The sequence below is a fragment of the Allotamlana fucoidanivorans genome, from assembly GCF_045788535.1.
In the GTDB taxonomy this organism is placed as follows: Bacteria; Bacteroidota; Bacteroidia; order Flavobacteriales; family Flavobacteriaceae; genus Allotamlana; species Allotamlana fucoidanivorans.
This window is the reverse complement of the sequence record NZ_CP074074.1, coordinates 2,098,525-2,113,899: the sequence shown is the minus strand read 5'-3', so window position 1 is coordinate 2,113,899 and position 15,375 is coordinate 2,098,525. Positions and strand designations below refer to the sequence as shown.

General features: G+C 33.9%; 7 protein-coding genes. 2 read left to right on the top strand and 5 right to left on the bottom strand.

The annotated features are described in order from the left end of the window. Positions 1-106: 106 nt before the first annotated feature. Positions 107-1,618 carry a sulfatase gene (locus KFZ70_RS09520; protein ID WP_139695033.1) on the top strand — a complete coding sequence of 504 codons (1,512 nt, stop codon included), beginning with the start codon at positions 107-109 and terminating at the stop codon, positions 1,616-1,618. Positions 1,619-1,908: 290 nt separating this feature from the next. Here KFZ70_RS09520 and KFZ70_RS09515 read toward each other — a convergent pair whose 3' ends face one another. The 5 genes from KFZ70_RS09515 to KFZ70_RS09495 all read right to left on the bottom strand — a co-directional run bounded on the left by KFZ70_RS09515 (position 1,909) and on the right by KFZ70_RS09495 (position 12,397). Continuing rightward, positions 1,909-3,105, bottom strand: a complete 1,197-nt coding sequence (locus KFZ70_RS09515; protein WP_139695034.1) for an IS256 family transposase — start codon at positions 3,103-3,105, stop codon at positions 1,909-1,911. A 126-nt stretch (positions 3,106-3,231) separates the two neighbouring features. After that, positions 3,232-4,143: an alkaline phosphatase family protein gene (locus tag KFZ70_RS09510; RefSeq protein ID WP_139695035.1), complete on the bottom strand. Its 912-nt coding sequence runs from the start codon at positions 4,141-4,143 to the stop codon at positions 3,232-3,234. A 135-nt stretch (positions 4,144-4,278) separates the two neighbouring features. After that, on the bottom strand, positions 4,279-7,263 hold the full coding sequence (locus KFZ70_RS09505) for a polysaccharide lyase family 8 super-sandwich domain-containing protein (protein WP_139695036.1): 2,985 nt from the start codon (positions 7,261-7,263) through the stop codon (positions 4,279-4,281). Between the two features lie 188 nt (positions 7,264-7,451). Then, positions 7,452-9,146, bottom strand: a complete 1,695-nt coding sequence (locus tag KFZ70_RS09500; protein ID WP_158293169.1) for a RagB/SusD family nutrient uptake outer membrane protein — start codon at positions 9,144-9,146, stop codon at positions 7,452-7,454. A 35-nt stretch (positions 9,147-9,181) separates the two neighbouring features. Beyond that, on the bottom strand, positions 9,182-12,397 hold the full coding sequence (locus tag KFZ70_RS09495) for a TonB-dependent receptor (RefSeq protein ID WP_139695038.1): 3,216 nt from the start codon (positions 12,395-12,397) through the stop codon (positions 9,182-9,184). 1,139 nt (positions 12,398-13,536) lie between these two features. Between KFZ70_RS09495 and KFZ70_RS09490 the strand changes: the two genes are divergently transcribed. Further along, on the top strand, positions 13,537-15,348 hold the full coding sequence (locus KFZ70_RS09490) for a sodium:solute symporter family protein (RefSeq protein WP_139695256.1): 1,812 nt from the start codon (positions 13,537-13,539) through the stop codon (positions 15,346-15,348). Positions 15,349-15,375 lie beyond the last annotated feature (27 nt).

Here is a 15,375-nt window from a genome sequence, read left to right as displayed (position 1 = left end):
AACTATAAATTTTCAAATTATGATTTTCATCAATTACCTTAAACAAATTCTGAATATTTCTTTTAGCTTACTGAAGCTAAACAATATATTTCAATTAATTAAAAAAATGAAAACTAAATCATTCCTAATATTGTCTTTACTATGCTATTATTTGGCATTTTCTCAAGAAAAACCCAATATTATTTGGGTTTTCAGCGATGACCATTCGTATCAAACCATTGGCGCTTATGGCGGAAGGTTGCAAAACCTTAATCCAACACCTAACTTAGATAAGTTAGCTTCAGAAGGTATGATTTTCAATAAGTGTTATGTGGAAAACTCTATTTGTGCACCAAGTAGAGCAACTTTATTAACAGGTAAAATGAGTCACTTAAATGGTAAATTTACCAATTCTAAAAAACACCCATTTGATCACAATCAACAACAGTTTCAAAAAATACTTCAAAAAAATGGTTATCAAACCGCTATGATTGGAAAAATTCATTTAAGAGGCAATATGCAAGGGTTTGATTACTGGGAAGTACTTTTAGGACAAGGCTCCTATGTAGACCCTGTGCTGCTCTCGGATAAAGGAAGGAAGGAATATAAAGGTTATACTACCAATATTATCACAGATAAATCTTTAGATTGGTTAGAAAATAAACGTGATAAAAATAAGCCTTTTATGATGATGTTGCATCATAAAGCACCGCATAGACCATGGGTACCAGATAGTGCTCACATAAATATGTATGAAAATGTTGAAATACCAGAGCCCATCAATTTATTTGATAATTATAACACAAGGACAACGGCAGCCCACAGACAAAAAATGAGCATTCTTAAACATATGAATATGCATATAGATTTAAAAATGACTAAGGCAGATGAAAAAGCCTCTTTAAAAGTACCTAAAGAGATTGACAATAGATTTGATAAAAGGCGGGAAAAATTCAAAGACTTAAATTTAAAGGATAAAGAGTTACTAAGACTTAAATATCAAATCTACATGAAAGATTACCTACGATGCATTTGGAGTCTAGATAAAAATATCGGGCGCATTTTAACTTATCTAAAAAAGACAGGTCTAGATAAAAATACTATAATTATGTACTCATCAGACCAAGGCTTTTATATGGGTGAACATGGTTGGTTTGATAAGCGTTTTATGTATGAAGAATCATTTAGAACACCTCTTATCGTAAAATGGCCAGGTAAGACCAAAGCAGGAAGCGTAAATTCAGATTTAGTGCAAAATATAGATTTTGCTGAGACCTTTTTAGAAATTGCGGGAGCACCAATTCCAGAAGATATGCAAGGAAAAAGTTTAGTACCAATTTTAAAAGGAAAGACACCTAAAGATTGGAGAAAAAGCCTCTATTATCATTACTATGAATATCCAGGGGCACACTCCGTTCGTAGGCATGAGGGTATAGCAAACAAGCGCTTTAAATTAATTAGGTTTTATGGAAAAGATGTACCAAATGGAGAGGAATGGGAATTTTACAATTTAAAGAAAGACCCTTCAGAAATGAATAATTTATACCTTAAACTAAAAAACAGTAACAAAATTTCTAAAATGAAAAAAGAACTTCTCAAGTTAAAAGAACTATATAAAATAGAGAAGCCTTTACCCTAATATAAATAAAACCTAATTGTAAAGGGAAGCCTCGAATTTTTAATGTCATTTTTATTACTGTTTCAATATGCTTTTAGAATAAAATATGGTCAATAATAAAAAACACTACTGCTAAATCTGGAAGATGGGGTATGACACCATATAATGAATGTTTCCCTGTTTTTGTAACCTTCCCTAAAAAATGTTACCTATTATAAAGCCATTTTAAAATTATCATTTTTTGTAATTCTAAGTTAAAAAAGACACTATCCCGTAAAGTGTGTAAGTTTTAAATCGAGGGTTTGACTTTTTTAGAGTCGGACCCTTTTTTCAAATATAGTCAAAAACTGGTTTAAAATAATGCCCCAATTTCTAATGGGCATGGACCATTTTTTAGTCGCCTCCCTTAAAGCTAAAAAAGTGGATTTCATAACAGCTTCATCTGTTGGGAACGAAAGCTTGTTCTTGGTGTATTTCCTGATTTTTCCATTAAGGTTTTCAATAAGGTTGGTGGTGTAAATGATTTTTCTGATTTCTAAAGGGAATTCATAGAAAGCGGTAAGTTCCTCCCAGTTATCTCTCCAGCTTTTGATAGCATAAGAATACTTGTGCTCCCATTTTCCCGCAAAATCGTCCAGAGCGGCTTTAGCAGCGCTTTTAGTAGGTGCATCATAGATGTTTTTCATATCCTTGGTGAATTCCTTTTTGTCCTTCCATACCACGTATCTACAGGCGTTTCTAATCTGGTGCACTACACAAATTTGTGTTTTGGAGTCAGGAAAAACGTTTTTAATGGTATCCGTAAAACCGTTAAGGTTGTCTGTGGCAGTGATCAGCAGGTCCTGAACGCCCCTGGCCTTGATATCGGTCAGTACGCTCATCCAAAAGGCTGCAGATTCGTTCTTGCCCAACCAAAGCCCCAAGACTTCCTTTTTGCCGTCCCTGCGCAATCCTACGGCAATGTACATGGTCTTGTTCACGACCTTGGAATTCTCACGAACCTTGAATACGATACCGTCCATCCAGGTAATCAGGTACACAGGTTCCAACGGCCTGTTTTGCCATGCCACTATATCGTTGGCCACCTTGTCGGTGATGCGGGATATGGTGGATGTAGATACATCAAAACCATATACTTCACGTATTTGCTCTTCAATATCGGAATTGCTCATACCCTTGGCATACAGACTGATAATGACGTTTTCTATGCCATCGCCCATATTCGTTCGTTTAGGGACGAGCATGGGATCAAAAGAGGCTTCCCGGTCTCGGGGCACTTTAATGTTGGTCTCTCCCAATGCCGTTCTTATCTTCTTGGAAGCGTAACTGTTACGGGTATTGCTGTTATCGGATTGCTGGTGCTTTTCATAATCCAAATGGGCATCAAGTTCGCCTTCCAGCATTTTTTCAATGCCCCGCTTTTGGATGGATTTTAGAAAGGAGGTGAGTTCGTCTCCTGTTCTGAACTGTTTTAAAAAGTCATCGTTTAGTAAATCTTCTTTCTTCATAAGTGTATAAAATTTAAAATTAAACAAAAAATATCGAGGGGGGCAACCCTCGATATTTTAAACTTTACACACTTAGTGAGATACTACCTTAAAATAAAATAAGCTCTTAATTAAAAGTGATTTTGTTTATTCAAAAATAGAGTTAGGCACTTTACCAATCCATGATTTAGGTGTCTCTTTACATTCAAAAAGCGTCGTTATTACTTTTGCTGTATTTGCATTACTATTAGGTTCAGTAAGTGTTTTTCCTTTTGCAATATTTGGCCCAGTGATTCCCCATGGAACTTCCATCTCTTCTTGACTCAAACCACCATGACCTCTTTTTATTCCACCATGATCTGTTATCAATAAAAAATTTGTATTTTTATAAAGTCCAGAAGATTTTAGCCTGTTAACCAAATTACCGATTTCTACATCAATATCTTCTATAGATTTTATGTATTCCGACGACATCCAATTATATTTATGACCAGCATGATCAACATGAACTGAATATAAAAAGACTAATGTTGGATTAAGTTTGTTGTCAACTATAAAGTTATATGCTTTATTATAATTTTCATGATATCCATCATTCTCTTCATAACTCAAGTCATCTATATAAACTTTATTAATTGAATTAATCAAATTAGCCCAGTTGTAATAATAACCTATTTTTACGCCTGGAACTTGTTCCTTTAAAATTTTAAATACAGAAGGATAATAACCTAAATCATCTTTTTCTATAGGAGGAAGTCTTTGATTATCTATTCTCCATTTATTTGAGGTTACACCATGCTGTTCGGGGCCTCCGGAAGTTAAATGACTTGTCCAATTTGGTAATGTTACTGAAGGCATTACACATCGGGTATTTAAAGACAAAATTCCTTGTTCCATTAGAGAATCTAAATTTGGATGTTGAGATTTTTGATACCCTTCTACACTTAATCCGTCTAAACCAATTATGACTATGCGTTTATTTTGTGGCTTGGTACAACTTAGTATGAGAAATAATGAGCTGAGTACAAAAACATTTTGGGCTATTTTTTTAAAATTCATATTTTTTAATTAACTTTTATTAAGAAGATATTATATCTTATCTGTTAAACATATTTATTGACTTAGTACAGTAGTTCTTTAGATTTGAGCAGAAAACCAAGATGACCAATAACTGAAATAATTATTGATTTTAAATCACATTTGTTTTTCTAATACCAAAACAATAGGTGCCCCAGCATATAATTCTTCTCTGTAACTATAGAAACTACCATCATTTTTATCAGGTAAATTAATGGTTATAATCGACTCTTTATCGGATTGAGTGACTAACACATTTTCACCTCTTTGTTGCTGTATTCCAGAAAAGTTGTATTCATAGCTACCAGGTTTTAATTTAAAGGGAACTTTTAAGGTGATTTTATCAGACTCAAGGTTATGCATAGGGTCTGTAACTGATAAACGAATTGCACTACTTAAATCTTTTATCATCACTAGGGCTGGTTTATCAGCTTCAACCCATGTATCATTTTCTAATTTTGCTCTGGCCGAATCAAAAAACACAATTTGCATCAAATTATGTTTATTACTAATTAATGCATGGTACTTGTCTTTCAAATAATACGTTTTTAAATCTAACAGATAAGAATCTAAGGCGTTCTGCATGTCTCCTACCTCTACGCCTGCAAGAAGAACGTAATGATAATCGTTACCCTCTTTATTATTAGGCTTTATACCATGATTAAGCGCTAGAATAAAATTCTTGCTTTTGGAAATTTTCAGATCAGATGCTGTAACATTAATCTCTTTGCCTGTTTTTATTTGAAGGTCTTGTTTGTTTTTTGGAAATATTAAATAACCTTTTTTACCATGATGCAACCATGAAGGTTCTGTTATTGGTTCTGATAAATTTGTATTTTCACCTGGCTTAATTTCACCTACGGTTCCATTAAGACAAAAAGTTAATGTCGAATCGAATTTGGATTGATCAATGCATGTCACAATGGGTTCTTTTCCAACAGAATGCAATTTTCTTTGAATATTACTACCCAAGGCTATTCCATAGTTATCAATCAGATGATAAGACTTTAAGGCTTCTGCGGCGGTATAGGAATCGCGAGGTAAATGATGGTACCCTGTTAGCCCATATTCATTGTCAGATAAAATCCCCGAAAATAAATTGTCTCCCGGTTTTGCATCAGAGGCATGCCCTTTCTTGGGCAACGGAGTTGTGTTCCACTCTTCTGTAACTCCAGGCATAGTATGCCAATCAGCATTAGATTTCACTTCTGTAGAATACTCATCCCCTTCTACCATAAGTTGAAACACACCACTTCCAGTATGCCAAGACTTACGAACCTTTGAAAAATCTTCTGCTCCTGATGTACGAATCGACTTGTGCTTTACCGAAAAGAAATAATTAGTTTCTTTATTTTCTTTTCTGTGCATTAGGTAATCAGCATTCCAAAAAGCAGTAGTTCCTGTGAATGTATGCGTTTTGCTTTTTAGCGCATCTTTCAATTCTATCAATTCTTTTTCGTTCTCTATCTTTGTAGTTGGAGATTTACCTTCCAATAAAATTTTTATTTCCCTAGCAACTTTTTTAGAACCAAAGTCAGATAAATCACCAAAAAAGCTACGTCCTGTTACCACATAGTCTAAATTATCCTTATAAATCATTCTTCGATATGTGTAGTTAAAGCGATCTGCTATGAATTGATAATTTTCGTCCTTTAGAGGAAATGGCGTATTTTTAAAGTAAGGAATAGCCTTATTTACTGTTGTAAGCCATTCAAACCCGTAGGCATCCATTGCCACATCGGATGAATTGTTACCAAGATGATGAGAAACTGTACCATCTGGATGAAAACCAGACTGGTTATATGTGTGGCTAGGAAGAGAAAGTTTATTACACCAATTTCTTAAATCCTTTACAACACCGTTTGGTGACCAACCATGTGCAAATGTAAGACCTTCAAATTTCGTATTATTGAAATAATCATCGTACCAATACGGTACATAAGTTATTGGCCTGTTATAATCCACCCACAAAATAGGAAGAGCCATCAAAGTACGCATACGATGTCCAATATTAGCATCAGACCAAGCTCCTTCAGAGTAATTAAATTTAGAAATATTTTTCCAACGTTGATTGTTATCATCCATAGCCCTTCTTGGAGTTGATATAGAGAAAAATAACTGATAAAACCTTAATACTGAATTGTAAAGTTTTTTTGCTTCCTCGTCTCCTCTTGATATGTCATCCAAAACACTAGGCCATATATTTATTAAAGGCGCTACAAGGGCATCTGTTACAATCCATTGATGAGTAACTATTTGAGTTGAAAGATAACCATAATCTTTAAGTTTGCTAAAACCATCTCCTAGATCATTACCAATCGGTTTACCGTTAATAATAACATCATTAGGCTCAACAGGTAATTGGTCTGCATATTGTATCACTGCTTTGTATATAGCGTGTCTTAGTTTTTCTATATTCACCCTATTACCACTAGGTAAGCCATATGTTTTAGAATTTGCATAGGCATATCCCAAACCTCCAATAATATTTGAAACTTTTTGCCACTCAATTTCAATCTCTCCTCTCTTACTATAATCTAAAATAGATTTTTCGTACATTGAAGTAAATTCAAATTGTCCATTATTTTTTAAAAGCTGATTTATTAACTGCGGTAAATCTTCTTCTTTAATCTTTTTCCTTCCATATAATCTTGGGGTTGTTAAAGTTATAGGAGTGTAAAACTCAATGAAATGATCCCACATTGTTTTTTCTACTACATGAATCTTTATATTCTTTGTTGCTAAAACTTGACCTTCTGACCGCAATTCAACCAGCAAGTTATATTCCCTAGAATCTTGTTTACCTGTATTTTTTCCTTTCGCTACCATAAACAAGCCAAACAACCTGCCTTGTTCATCAAACTCTGTTTTAAGATCAAAAATATCGGTGTCAGATTTAATAATTTTAAAACTGTAGGTTGATGGAACTCTTTCATTTAAATAGTCTTTATTCCTTTTTAAATTTATTTTGCCATTTACAATGGAGCCTTCATTTTTATTAGTATTAATATCAAAATAGTCGGCAAACAAGATTTCTTTTTCTTGTCCATACGTAATCAATATACAGACAAGACTATACAGATAAAATAGAATTTGTTTCATATGTTTTTTGCTTCAGATTATAAGTTAATTTTATACTTGTGCATTAATTTCAAATATTGAACGACTTCTAAGGGATATAAAAAATATATTTATAAAAAAGAGGTGCGTTAATGCACCTCTTTTGTTCTTAAGGTTTAAAAATTATTAGATAATGGGGCTGTATATTCATCTTAATAAATCAAAATTGACTATCTATACCCATTGTTTGTAGGATCTGTATTTAAGATATTAGGGTTTTGATTAATCTCAGCAAGAACAGGTATTGGCAAAAGATTATGCTTTTCCTGAACATTTGCCGCTGGAAAATAATTTTGTGAAGCATCATAACCAGCCGCTTCCAAATCTGTTCCCGCTTTTTTTAAGGCATCTACAAGGATTCCCCATCTAATTAAGTCATACCTTCTAACCCCTTCAAAACATAATTCCCAAGCGCGTTCGTTTCTAATTTCCTGTCTAAAAGTATCTCCTCCACTTCCAGAAAGGTCAACAGAGGAATCGGGTGAATCAATGTCTAATTTTCTTGCTCTTCTTCTTACTTTATTTATTGATTCGTATGCTGTTTGTATGGACACTCCAGGAGGAAGAGTACCTCCAGCTTCAATGGTTTCATTTATACTTTCAGCTAATATTAATAATACATCTGCATACCTAATTATTGGCCAATTCATTGCTTCAGCATTAAAGTTTGGAGACAAAGTAGGCATTAAATATCTTCTATATTTTCCAACACCCCACCTCAAATCATCTCGCGGTTCAATAAAATTATCGTTACGATCAATTTGAAACCTCGCAATAGACCAATCTCTTCTTAACGTATCATTAGCCTCAAAAGACTCAAAAAATGTAGGTAATGCATACCATCTAGGTGCCCCTCTTGAAAACGAAGATCGAGTATGTGAAACTACACCGTGCCAAGTACCTACATAACCAGCATCAGCTGTTGTTAATCCTGGATATGAAAAATGAATCTCCCACATACTTTCTGATAAATCATACACATTCTCTGCTAGATTTTTATATACCTTGGGGAATGGAAAGTCGTAAGGTGCTCCAATACCAGTAGGCTCAATAATGGTATTAAGCGAATGTTGCCCACTATTAACAACAGCCCATGCTTGCTCTGCGGCTTTACTATATTTTGAAGTATCATTGATCGGGTTACCTGCCCATTGAAGATAAATACGGGCTAAAATTCCTTGCGCCGCACCTTTATTTATTCTTGCAGGGCTTTTAATTGATGAAGCCTCCGGCAATAATGATATGGCTAATAGCATATCAGACTCGATTTGATTGTAAATCTCTACAGAAGGAGTTCTTTCAATTTTAACATTATCTAAAGAAATGTTAGGACTTAGTCTTAATGGCACATCTCCCCAATTTTTTACTAGTTGGAAATACATAAAAGCTCTTAAAAAATAAGCGTCCCCTAATAGATTATTATAGATTTCTAAATCAGTTGTCTGTCCAGAAGACTGGGCAAAATCTCTAAGTAGAGTCACTTTATCTATTGCTGAATTGGCACGATAAATTCCGTCGTAAAACGCATTCCAAACACTACTTATAATTCCGTTATTCTCTTCAATATCAAAATTAGATAGCCTGTCATCATCATTTCCCCTACCTTGTCTCCAATGACGTTGTAGGTCACTAGATTGAAAATATAGTAAGTAACGTTGAGCATAAAGATTCCTATTCGATAACGCGTCATAAATACCCATTATACCTAATTCTGCTGAATTTGTATCAGTGTAAAAGTTGTCGGCCGTAAAAGAAGAGTAGGTTTCTTCTTCAAGTGTTTCCTCACAGGAGGTAACCCCTATGAAAATAATCGCTATCAAAAATAGACTTCTAAATTTGATAAATTTTACTAAAACTGAAATCATAGTTTTTATCATTTTATTTTTTATTTATTTTTATTTTAAATGCCTAAAGAAATACCTAAAACATAAGTTTTACTGCGAGGATACGCTCCAAAATCTACTCCAGATGTCAAGCCGTTTCCACGGGTACTTACTTCTGGGTCATAACCAGAATAGTTTGTCCAAGTAATTAAATTTTGACCTGTAATATATAGACGCAACTTTTGTAATTTGATTTTTTCTAGAACCTTTTTTGGCATGCTATATCCCAAAGAAACTGTTTTTAATCGTAGGAATGAACCATCCTCAATATATTGAGTTGTAAGTGCTGCCGATAGGTCTCTGGCATTTCTAAACGTTGCCCCACGGTTTTGTTCTGGAGTATTGCTATCTCTCCATCTGTTAACTACCTCAGGAATAAAATTTCTAACAGCCTGAAGGTCACTAGTCCAGAGTATTCTATTGGCGTTATAAATATCATTTCCGTATGACCATTGCAAGAAAATGCTCAAATCAAAACCTTTGTAAGCAAAATTATTTGTTAAACCGCCAAAAAACTTAGGATTAGGGTTACCTATAACAACTTTATCGTCTTCATTGATTACACCGTCATCATTTACATCGACATATTTTCTAAATCCTAATTCTTCGTTACCAAAAGCCACATCAATAAACGGATCTCCATTAGCATCAAAATCTTCCTCTCTATAAAGACCATCATCTATATAGCCATACATCAAACCAAATGGTTGCCCTACTGTAGTTATAAAATCTTGGGAGTATGGGTCTACACTTGGGTTATTTGTTCTCCAACCTGAATTACTTAACAAGGTATCACTCTCAACAAGAGCGAGTGTTTTAGCATTAGGGAACGTAATATTTAAATTAGTATTCCATTTGAATTTCTTATTAAAATTAACTGAATTAATAGCAATTTCAAGTCCTTCATTTTGAATTTTACCTGCGTTACTAAATACCTCAGTAAAACCAGTACTTCCAGGAACTGGTGTTTCTAATAATAAATCCTTAGATGTTTTTCTAAACACATCTGCCGTTAAAGAAAGTTTATTATTAAAAAACCCTAAATCAATACCCAAATTAATTTGCTCTTGCGCTTCCCACCTTATGTCTGGATTTGCCAAATTCGCTGGTCTTACCCCAGGTACTGTACCATTCTCAGCTCCATAGGTTACACTGTTTAGCAACGAAGTAGACACGAATGCTGGAATTCTATTATTTCCAACTTGCCCCCATTCAAATCTTAACTTACCATTGGACAATGATTTAAATGATTTTACAAATGACTCTTGGTCGAATCTCCAAGCAACTGAAAAAGATGGAAAAGTTCCAAATTTTTGATTTTCTCCAAATCTTGAAGACCCATCTCTTCTCACTGTTCCTGTAAATAAATACTTGTCATCATAGGTATACGTTGCTCGTGCAAAAACTGAAATTAATCGGTTTGTTGGTGCTCTAAAAGAGCTAGAAAAACCAGGGGTTGTACCAGCACCCAAGTCATCAACTCCTAGGTTAGGTTCAGGAAAATTTGCACCATTAGCAGTTACACTTTTATCTGTAATATTTTGATAATCAAATCCTAACAACCCTGTTACATAATTTTTATCCCCAAACGTTTTTCTATAATTAAGCGTACTAGACACTAAGGCATTCAAACGTTCAGAAATCGTTATAAACCCACGAGTAAATCCATTTCTCCTTTCCCAAGCACTATTTTTTTGATCGAAAGACTCTCGCCTTCTAATTTGCTTTTGAATACCACCACTTGTTCTAAACCGTAAACCCTTTGTTATTTCATAATCAAAATAACCATTAAATAAAAGGACATTACGCACATCTTTTCTTATTTGAGTACGAGCATTAACCAAAGGATTTGTTATTGGGGCACCTTCTTCGGTTTCTGGGTCTTCGGGTAAGTTTAACATCTCTTCATTACTATACTGGATACCCCCAGTTGGTCTACCTTGCACAATATCTTTAAGTAAATTAAATCTAGCATTACTCGATCCTCCTTCCACTGTGGGATCCAAAATATTAGTTGAAGTGTGGGTTCCATCAACAACAGTAGAGGTATAAGAAATATTTGTCCCTATTTTTACCTTGTCTGACATTTTTTGATCAAACTTTACTTTAGCATAAGTTCTACTGAAACCACTATTTTCCAATAGACCCTCTCCTTCATATCTGGATAATGCTATATTATAATTTGAACCATCGGTTCCCCCAGACGCAGACAATGTCCTACTGCTTACCTCAGTTTGTCTAAAAGTTTCTCCTTGCCAATCTATTGGCTCTACATTTCTATAGTTTTCTAGATCTCCATACCGTTCTTCAGCAATAATTGGATCTATCTCATATCGCAAGTCCACATAGTCATAAGGAGACATAACATCTATTCGCTTTGTGATATTTTCTACTCCATAAAACTCATCATAGGTGATTCTAGTTTTACCCTTCACTCCTCCTTTAGTGGTAATTAAAATAACCCCATTTCCTCCTCTAGCTCCATAAATGGATACGGCTGAGGGACCTTTTAAAATTTGCATGGATTCTATATCAGATTGATCTATAGAAGAAGGATCAAAATCACCGATAGGAAATCCATCAACAACATAAAGCGGAGCACTTGATTGAGTTAATGACCCAGTACCTCTTATCACGATATTTGATGGAGCCCCAGGCCTACCTTGTGTTGAAGACACTTGAACACCTGAAACCCTACCTGCTAAGGCGTCATCAAATGAACCAACCGGAGCAACGTTCAATTCATCTACCTCAACCGAACCTATTGATCCAGTCAAATCTTTTTTCTTAACGCTTCCATATCCAACAACAACCACTTCATCAAGATTTTGAGCGTCTTCTTGCAAAATTATTTCAATTTGCGATTTTCCAGCTACTGGAACTTCCGATGTTTTAAACCCAATGAAACTTACAACTAAGATTGGATTTTTACCTGAAACATTCAACTGGAACAGTCCGTCAAAATCAGTCACTACTCCATTTGTAGTACCCTTCAAAAACACATTAGCTCCAGGTAAGGGTTGACCGTTTTTGTCTTTTACAATTCCACTCACAACGTTTTGAGCTTCATTGAACAATTCGATTAACTTGGTTTCTTTTTTGTCATCTGTTAGGTTCTTAGCTAACACCTGATGTGATGCAGAAAGAAAAAATAACATTAGAAACAAGACGAATTTAATACGCTCTAAAAAAATAGAGACATCATACTCTTTAATTAATTTGGCTTTTTTCATAAATTTTCTAGTTAGTTTAATTATTTTTTAAGATTTGTGCTTGGTTTTTAGAATTTAAATAGTGAAAAACTCAGAGATTTAACCTGCACTAAAAGCGATTTTGTAAAATTAGGCCCTGCTTTTAAAAAAACAATTGGATTATGTTTCTTATCAATATGTCAAATGTTACATCAAAAACATTTACTAAGATAAATTTTAATATACTTGTTAAACTGCAAGTCATCATTATCAATATTTTTATTTTTACTTTAAATCGTTGAGTATTTTTGATTCACAACACCCTAACTAATTCTATAAAAGCATCAAAATAATTGTTATCGAATAATAAATTGTTTTAAAAGCCCTCAATCCTTTAAATAATTAAAATAAGTACTCAAAGTTTCTTCATTTGGACTTTAACCACTGTTTACATAAAATCAAATAGTAAATAATTTTATTCCCACAATATCACCTTTGTTTTTGGAGTCTTTTTGCACAGTTATGTTTAGGAAATAATTTTTTAAATATCTATCATTCTTGTAACAAAATAGCATAGCACACCCTGAACTGAAATAATCTTAGTCTATTCACTTGTAAATCATTTTTAAATGAATTTTGAACGCTCTTAAAGTATCTAAATTAACTGCTTTAATCCTTCTAACATCTCCCTTACAACAACGGGTTTCTGATACTTCTTGCTAAAAACAGATGAAAGCACATATTGTTCTTCCAATATTTTTGAAAATTATGTTTTTTGATTTTTCCGAAAAAGATACTCTGACAATGTGATGTTAAAAAAACGACATCTTCGAGATTTTCAAGAAACACCCATACTGGAAGTCGTAAAATTCCTTAAATTTAGAATTCAACTACTGATCAACACAAGTTAACATAATTCAGATCGACTATTTATCATTGCTATTCTTTTTAATTCAATGTAATTGTTAATGCTGCATTTTAAAACAACCGTTTCTTCAATTAGTAAACACTTAATTACTTTTGATTAAGCCTTGCTTAACCAACTAGACAACAACTAATGGCTATAACAACTCAACAAGAACAATATAGCGCAACATTAGACATCTGTAATGGTAACAATTTTATGCGCGTTTGATTTGCTATGGGATTATTTTTGGATTACCAAAATCAATAGCTACATCATGAAATTAAACTTTTTGGATTTTTCTTTAATCATTTCATTTTTCTTAATCATCTTAATTGTAGGGCTGTGGTTTTCCAAAAAATCAAGTAAAAGTTCATTAGAATTTTTTCTATCTGGTCGAACTATGCCATGGTGGTTATTAGGTGTGTCTATGGTCGCAACCACCTTCTCAACAGACACTCCAAATTTGGTTACTAATATTGTGAGAGTAAATGGTGTTTCAGGAAATTGGATTTGGTGGATTTTTCTTTTAACAGGAATGCTAACCGTATTTATTTATGCCAAACTATGGAGAAAATCTAATGTTAAAACCGATTTGGAGTTCTACAAATTACGTTATGGAGGTAAACCAGGAAGCTTTTTGCGGAAATTTAGAGCTATATACCTAGGAATTGTGTTTAATATAATAACAATGTCCGCTGTTACCTTGGCTGCCATCAAAATAGGAAATGTAATGTTAGGCTTGGCTCCTTGGCAGACGGTAGTGGGTTCGGGCATAATCACTGTTATATTCAGTGCATTAGGAGGATTTAAAGGAGTAATATTTACTGATTTTATTCTATTTTTTATAGCGATGGGTGGAGCCATTTCTGCTGCTTATTATTTGGTAAACTTACCTGAAGTGGGAGGCTTGGAAAATTTATTAGCTAATGTAAATGTAGTTGACAAACTTTCAATTCTTCCTAATTTCAATGACAAACAGTCCCTAATTACTTTACTAATTATACCTTTAGCTGTCCAATGGTGGAGCTCTTGGTATCCAGGTGCTGAACCCGGTGGCGGAGGTTATATTGCTCAGCGAATGTTAGCTGCTAAAGATGAAAATCATGCTATTGCAGCAACCTTCTTCTTCAACATTATGCACTATGCCTTAAGACCATGGCCTTGGATTATCATCGCTTTGGCTTCAATAGTAGTATTTCCAGACCTTCAGAGTATTAAAGAAGCTTTTCCTGATATTAGTGATAGCAAATTAGGACATGACATAGCCTATTCTGCAATGCTCACAAAATTACCAAATGGCTTGTTAGGTATAGTACTTGCGTCTCTGGTAGCTGCGTATATGTCAACTATTTCAACCCAATTGAATTGGGGATCATCTTACATTGTTTTTGATCTATACAAGGAACAAATAAACCCTCAGGCTTCTGAGAAACGCTTAGTTGCAGTGGGCAGGTTTTCAACTGTAGTTTTAATGGTACTAAGTGCACTTTTAGCATTATTTCTACATAGTGCACTTCAACTTTTTGAAATATTATTGGTTTTTGGAGCTGGAACAGGGCTTATCTTCATTTTAAGATGGTTTTGGTGGCGTATAAATGCATGGAGCGAAATATCAGCTATGTTTGCTTCTGGGATATTAACCATAATTCTCAAAATTACGCCTTTAGGCGTTTATTTATTCTCTGTTGAGCACGGTATCTTTGAAAGCTATTTAGAATATCCGTTTGTTGTTATTACTACCACAATAATCTGGTTGGTTGTAACTTTTTTAACACCTCCTGAAAATAAAGAAACGTTGATAGGCTTTTACAAACTGATACAGCCAGACGGTAAAGGATGGACTAAAATAGCAAGAAAAGCAGTTGAGCAAGACAGTAATTTCAATATAAATGAACAGAATCAGAATATTAAATTTGGAATTTCTGCGATGTTATTGGGTACTGTATTAGTTTATACTTCTATGTTCGCTACTGGGTTTTGGATTTATGGTGAATACATTAAAGCAATTATTCTAACCATATTGATGATCATTTCAGGTTTGTTACTATTGCGAACTTGGAAAAAAATAAGATACAATATTCTATAACCGCAAAATTTAAAAAACAAATTTTTA

Excerpts from the sequence above, each read along its gene's own strand:
- KFZ70_RS09505 (WP_139695036.1), bottom strand. The coding sequence starts at position 7,263 with ATGAAACAAATTCTATTTTATCTGTATAGTCTTGTCTGTATATTGATT.
- KFZ70_RS09495 (WP_139695038.1), bottom strand. The coding sequence starts at position 12,397 with ATGAAAAAAGCCAAATTAATTAAAGAGTATGATGTCTCTATTTTTTTA.
- KFZ70_RS09510 (WP_139695035.1), bottom strand. The coding sequence starts at position 4,143 with ATGAATTTTAAAAAAATAGCCCAAAATGTTTTTGTACTCAGCTCATTA.
- KFZ70_RS09490 (WP_139695256.1), top strand. The coding sequence starts at position 13,537 with ATGAAATTAAACTTTTTGGATTTTTCTTTAATCATTTCATTTTTCTTA.
- KFZ70_RS09515 (WP_139695034.1), bottom strand. The coding sequence starts at position 3,105 with ATGAAGAAAGAAGATTTACTAAACGATGACTTTTTAAAACAGTTCAGA.
- KFZ70_RS09520 (WP_139695033.1), top strand. The coding sequence starts at position 107 with ATGAAAACTAAATCATTCCTAATATTGTCTTTACTATGCTATTATTTG.
- KFZ70_RS09500 (WP_158293169.1), bottom strand. The coding sequence starts at position 9,146 with ATGATTTCAGTTTTAGTAAAATTTATCAAATTTAGAAGTCTATTTTTG.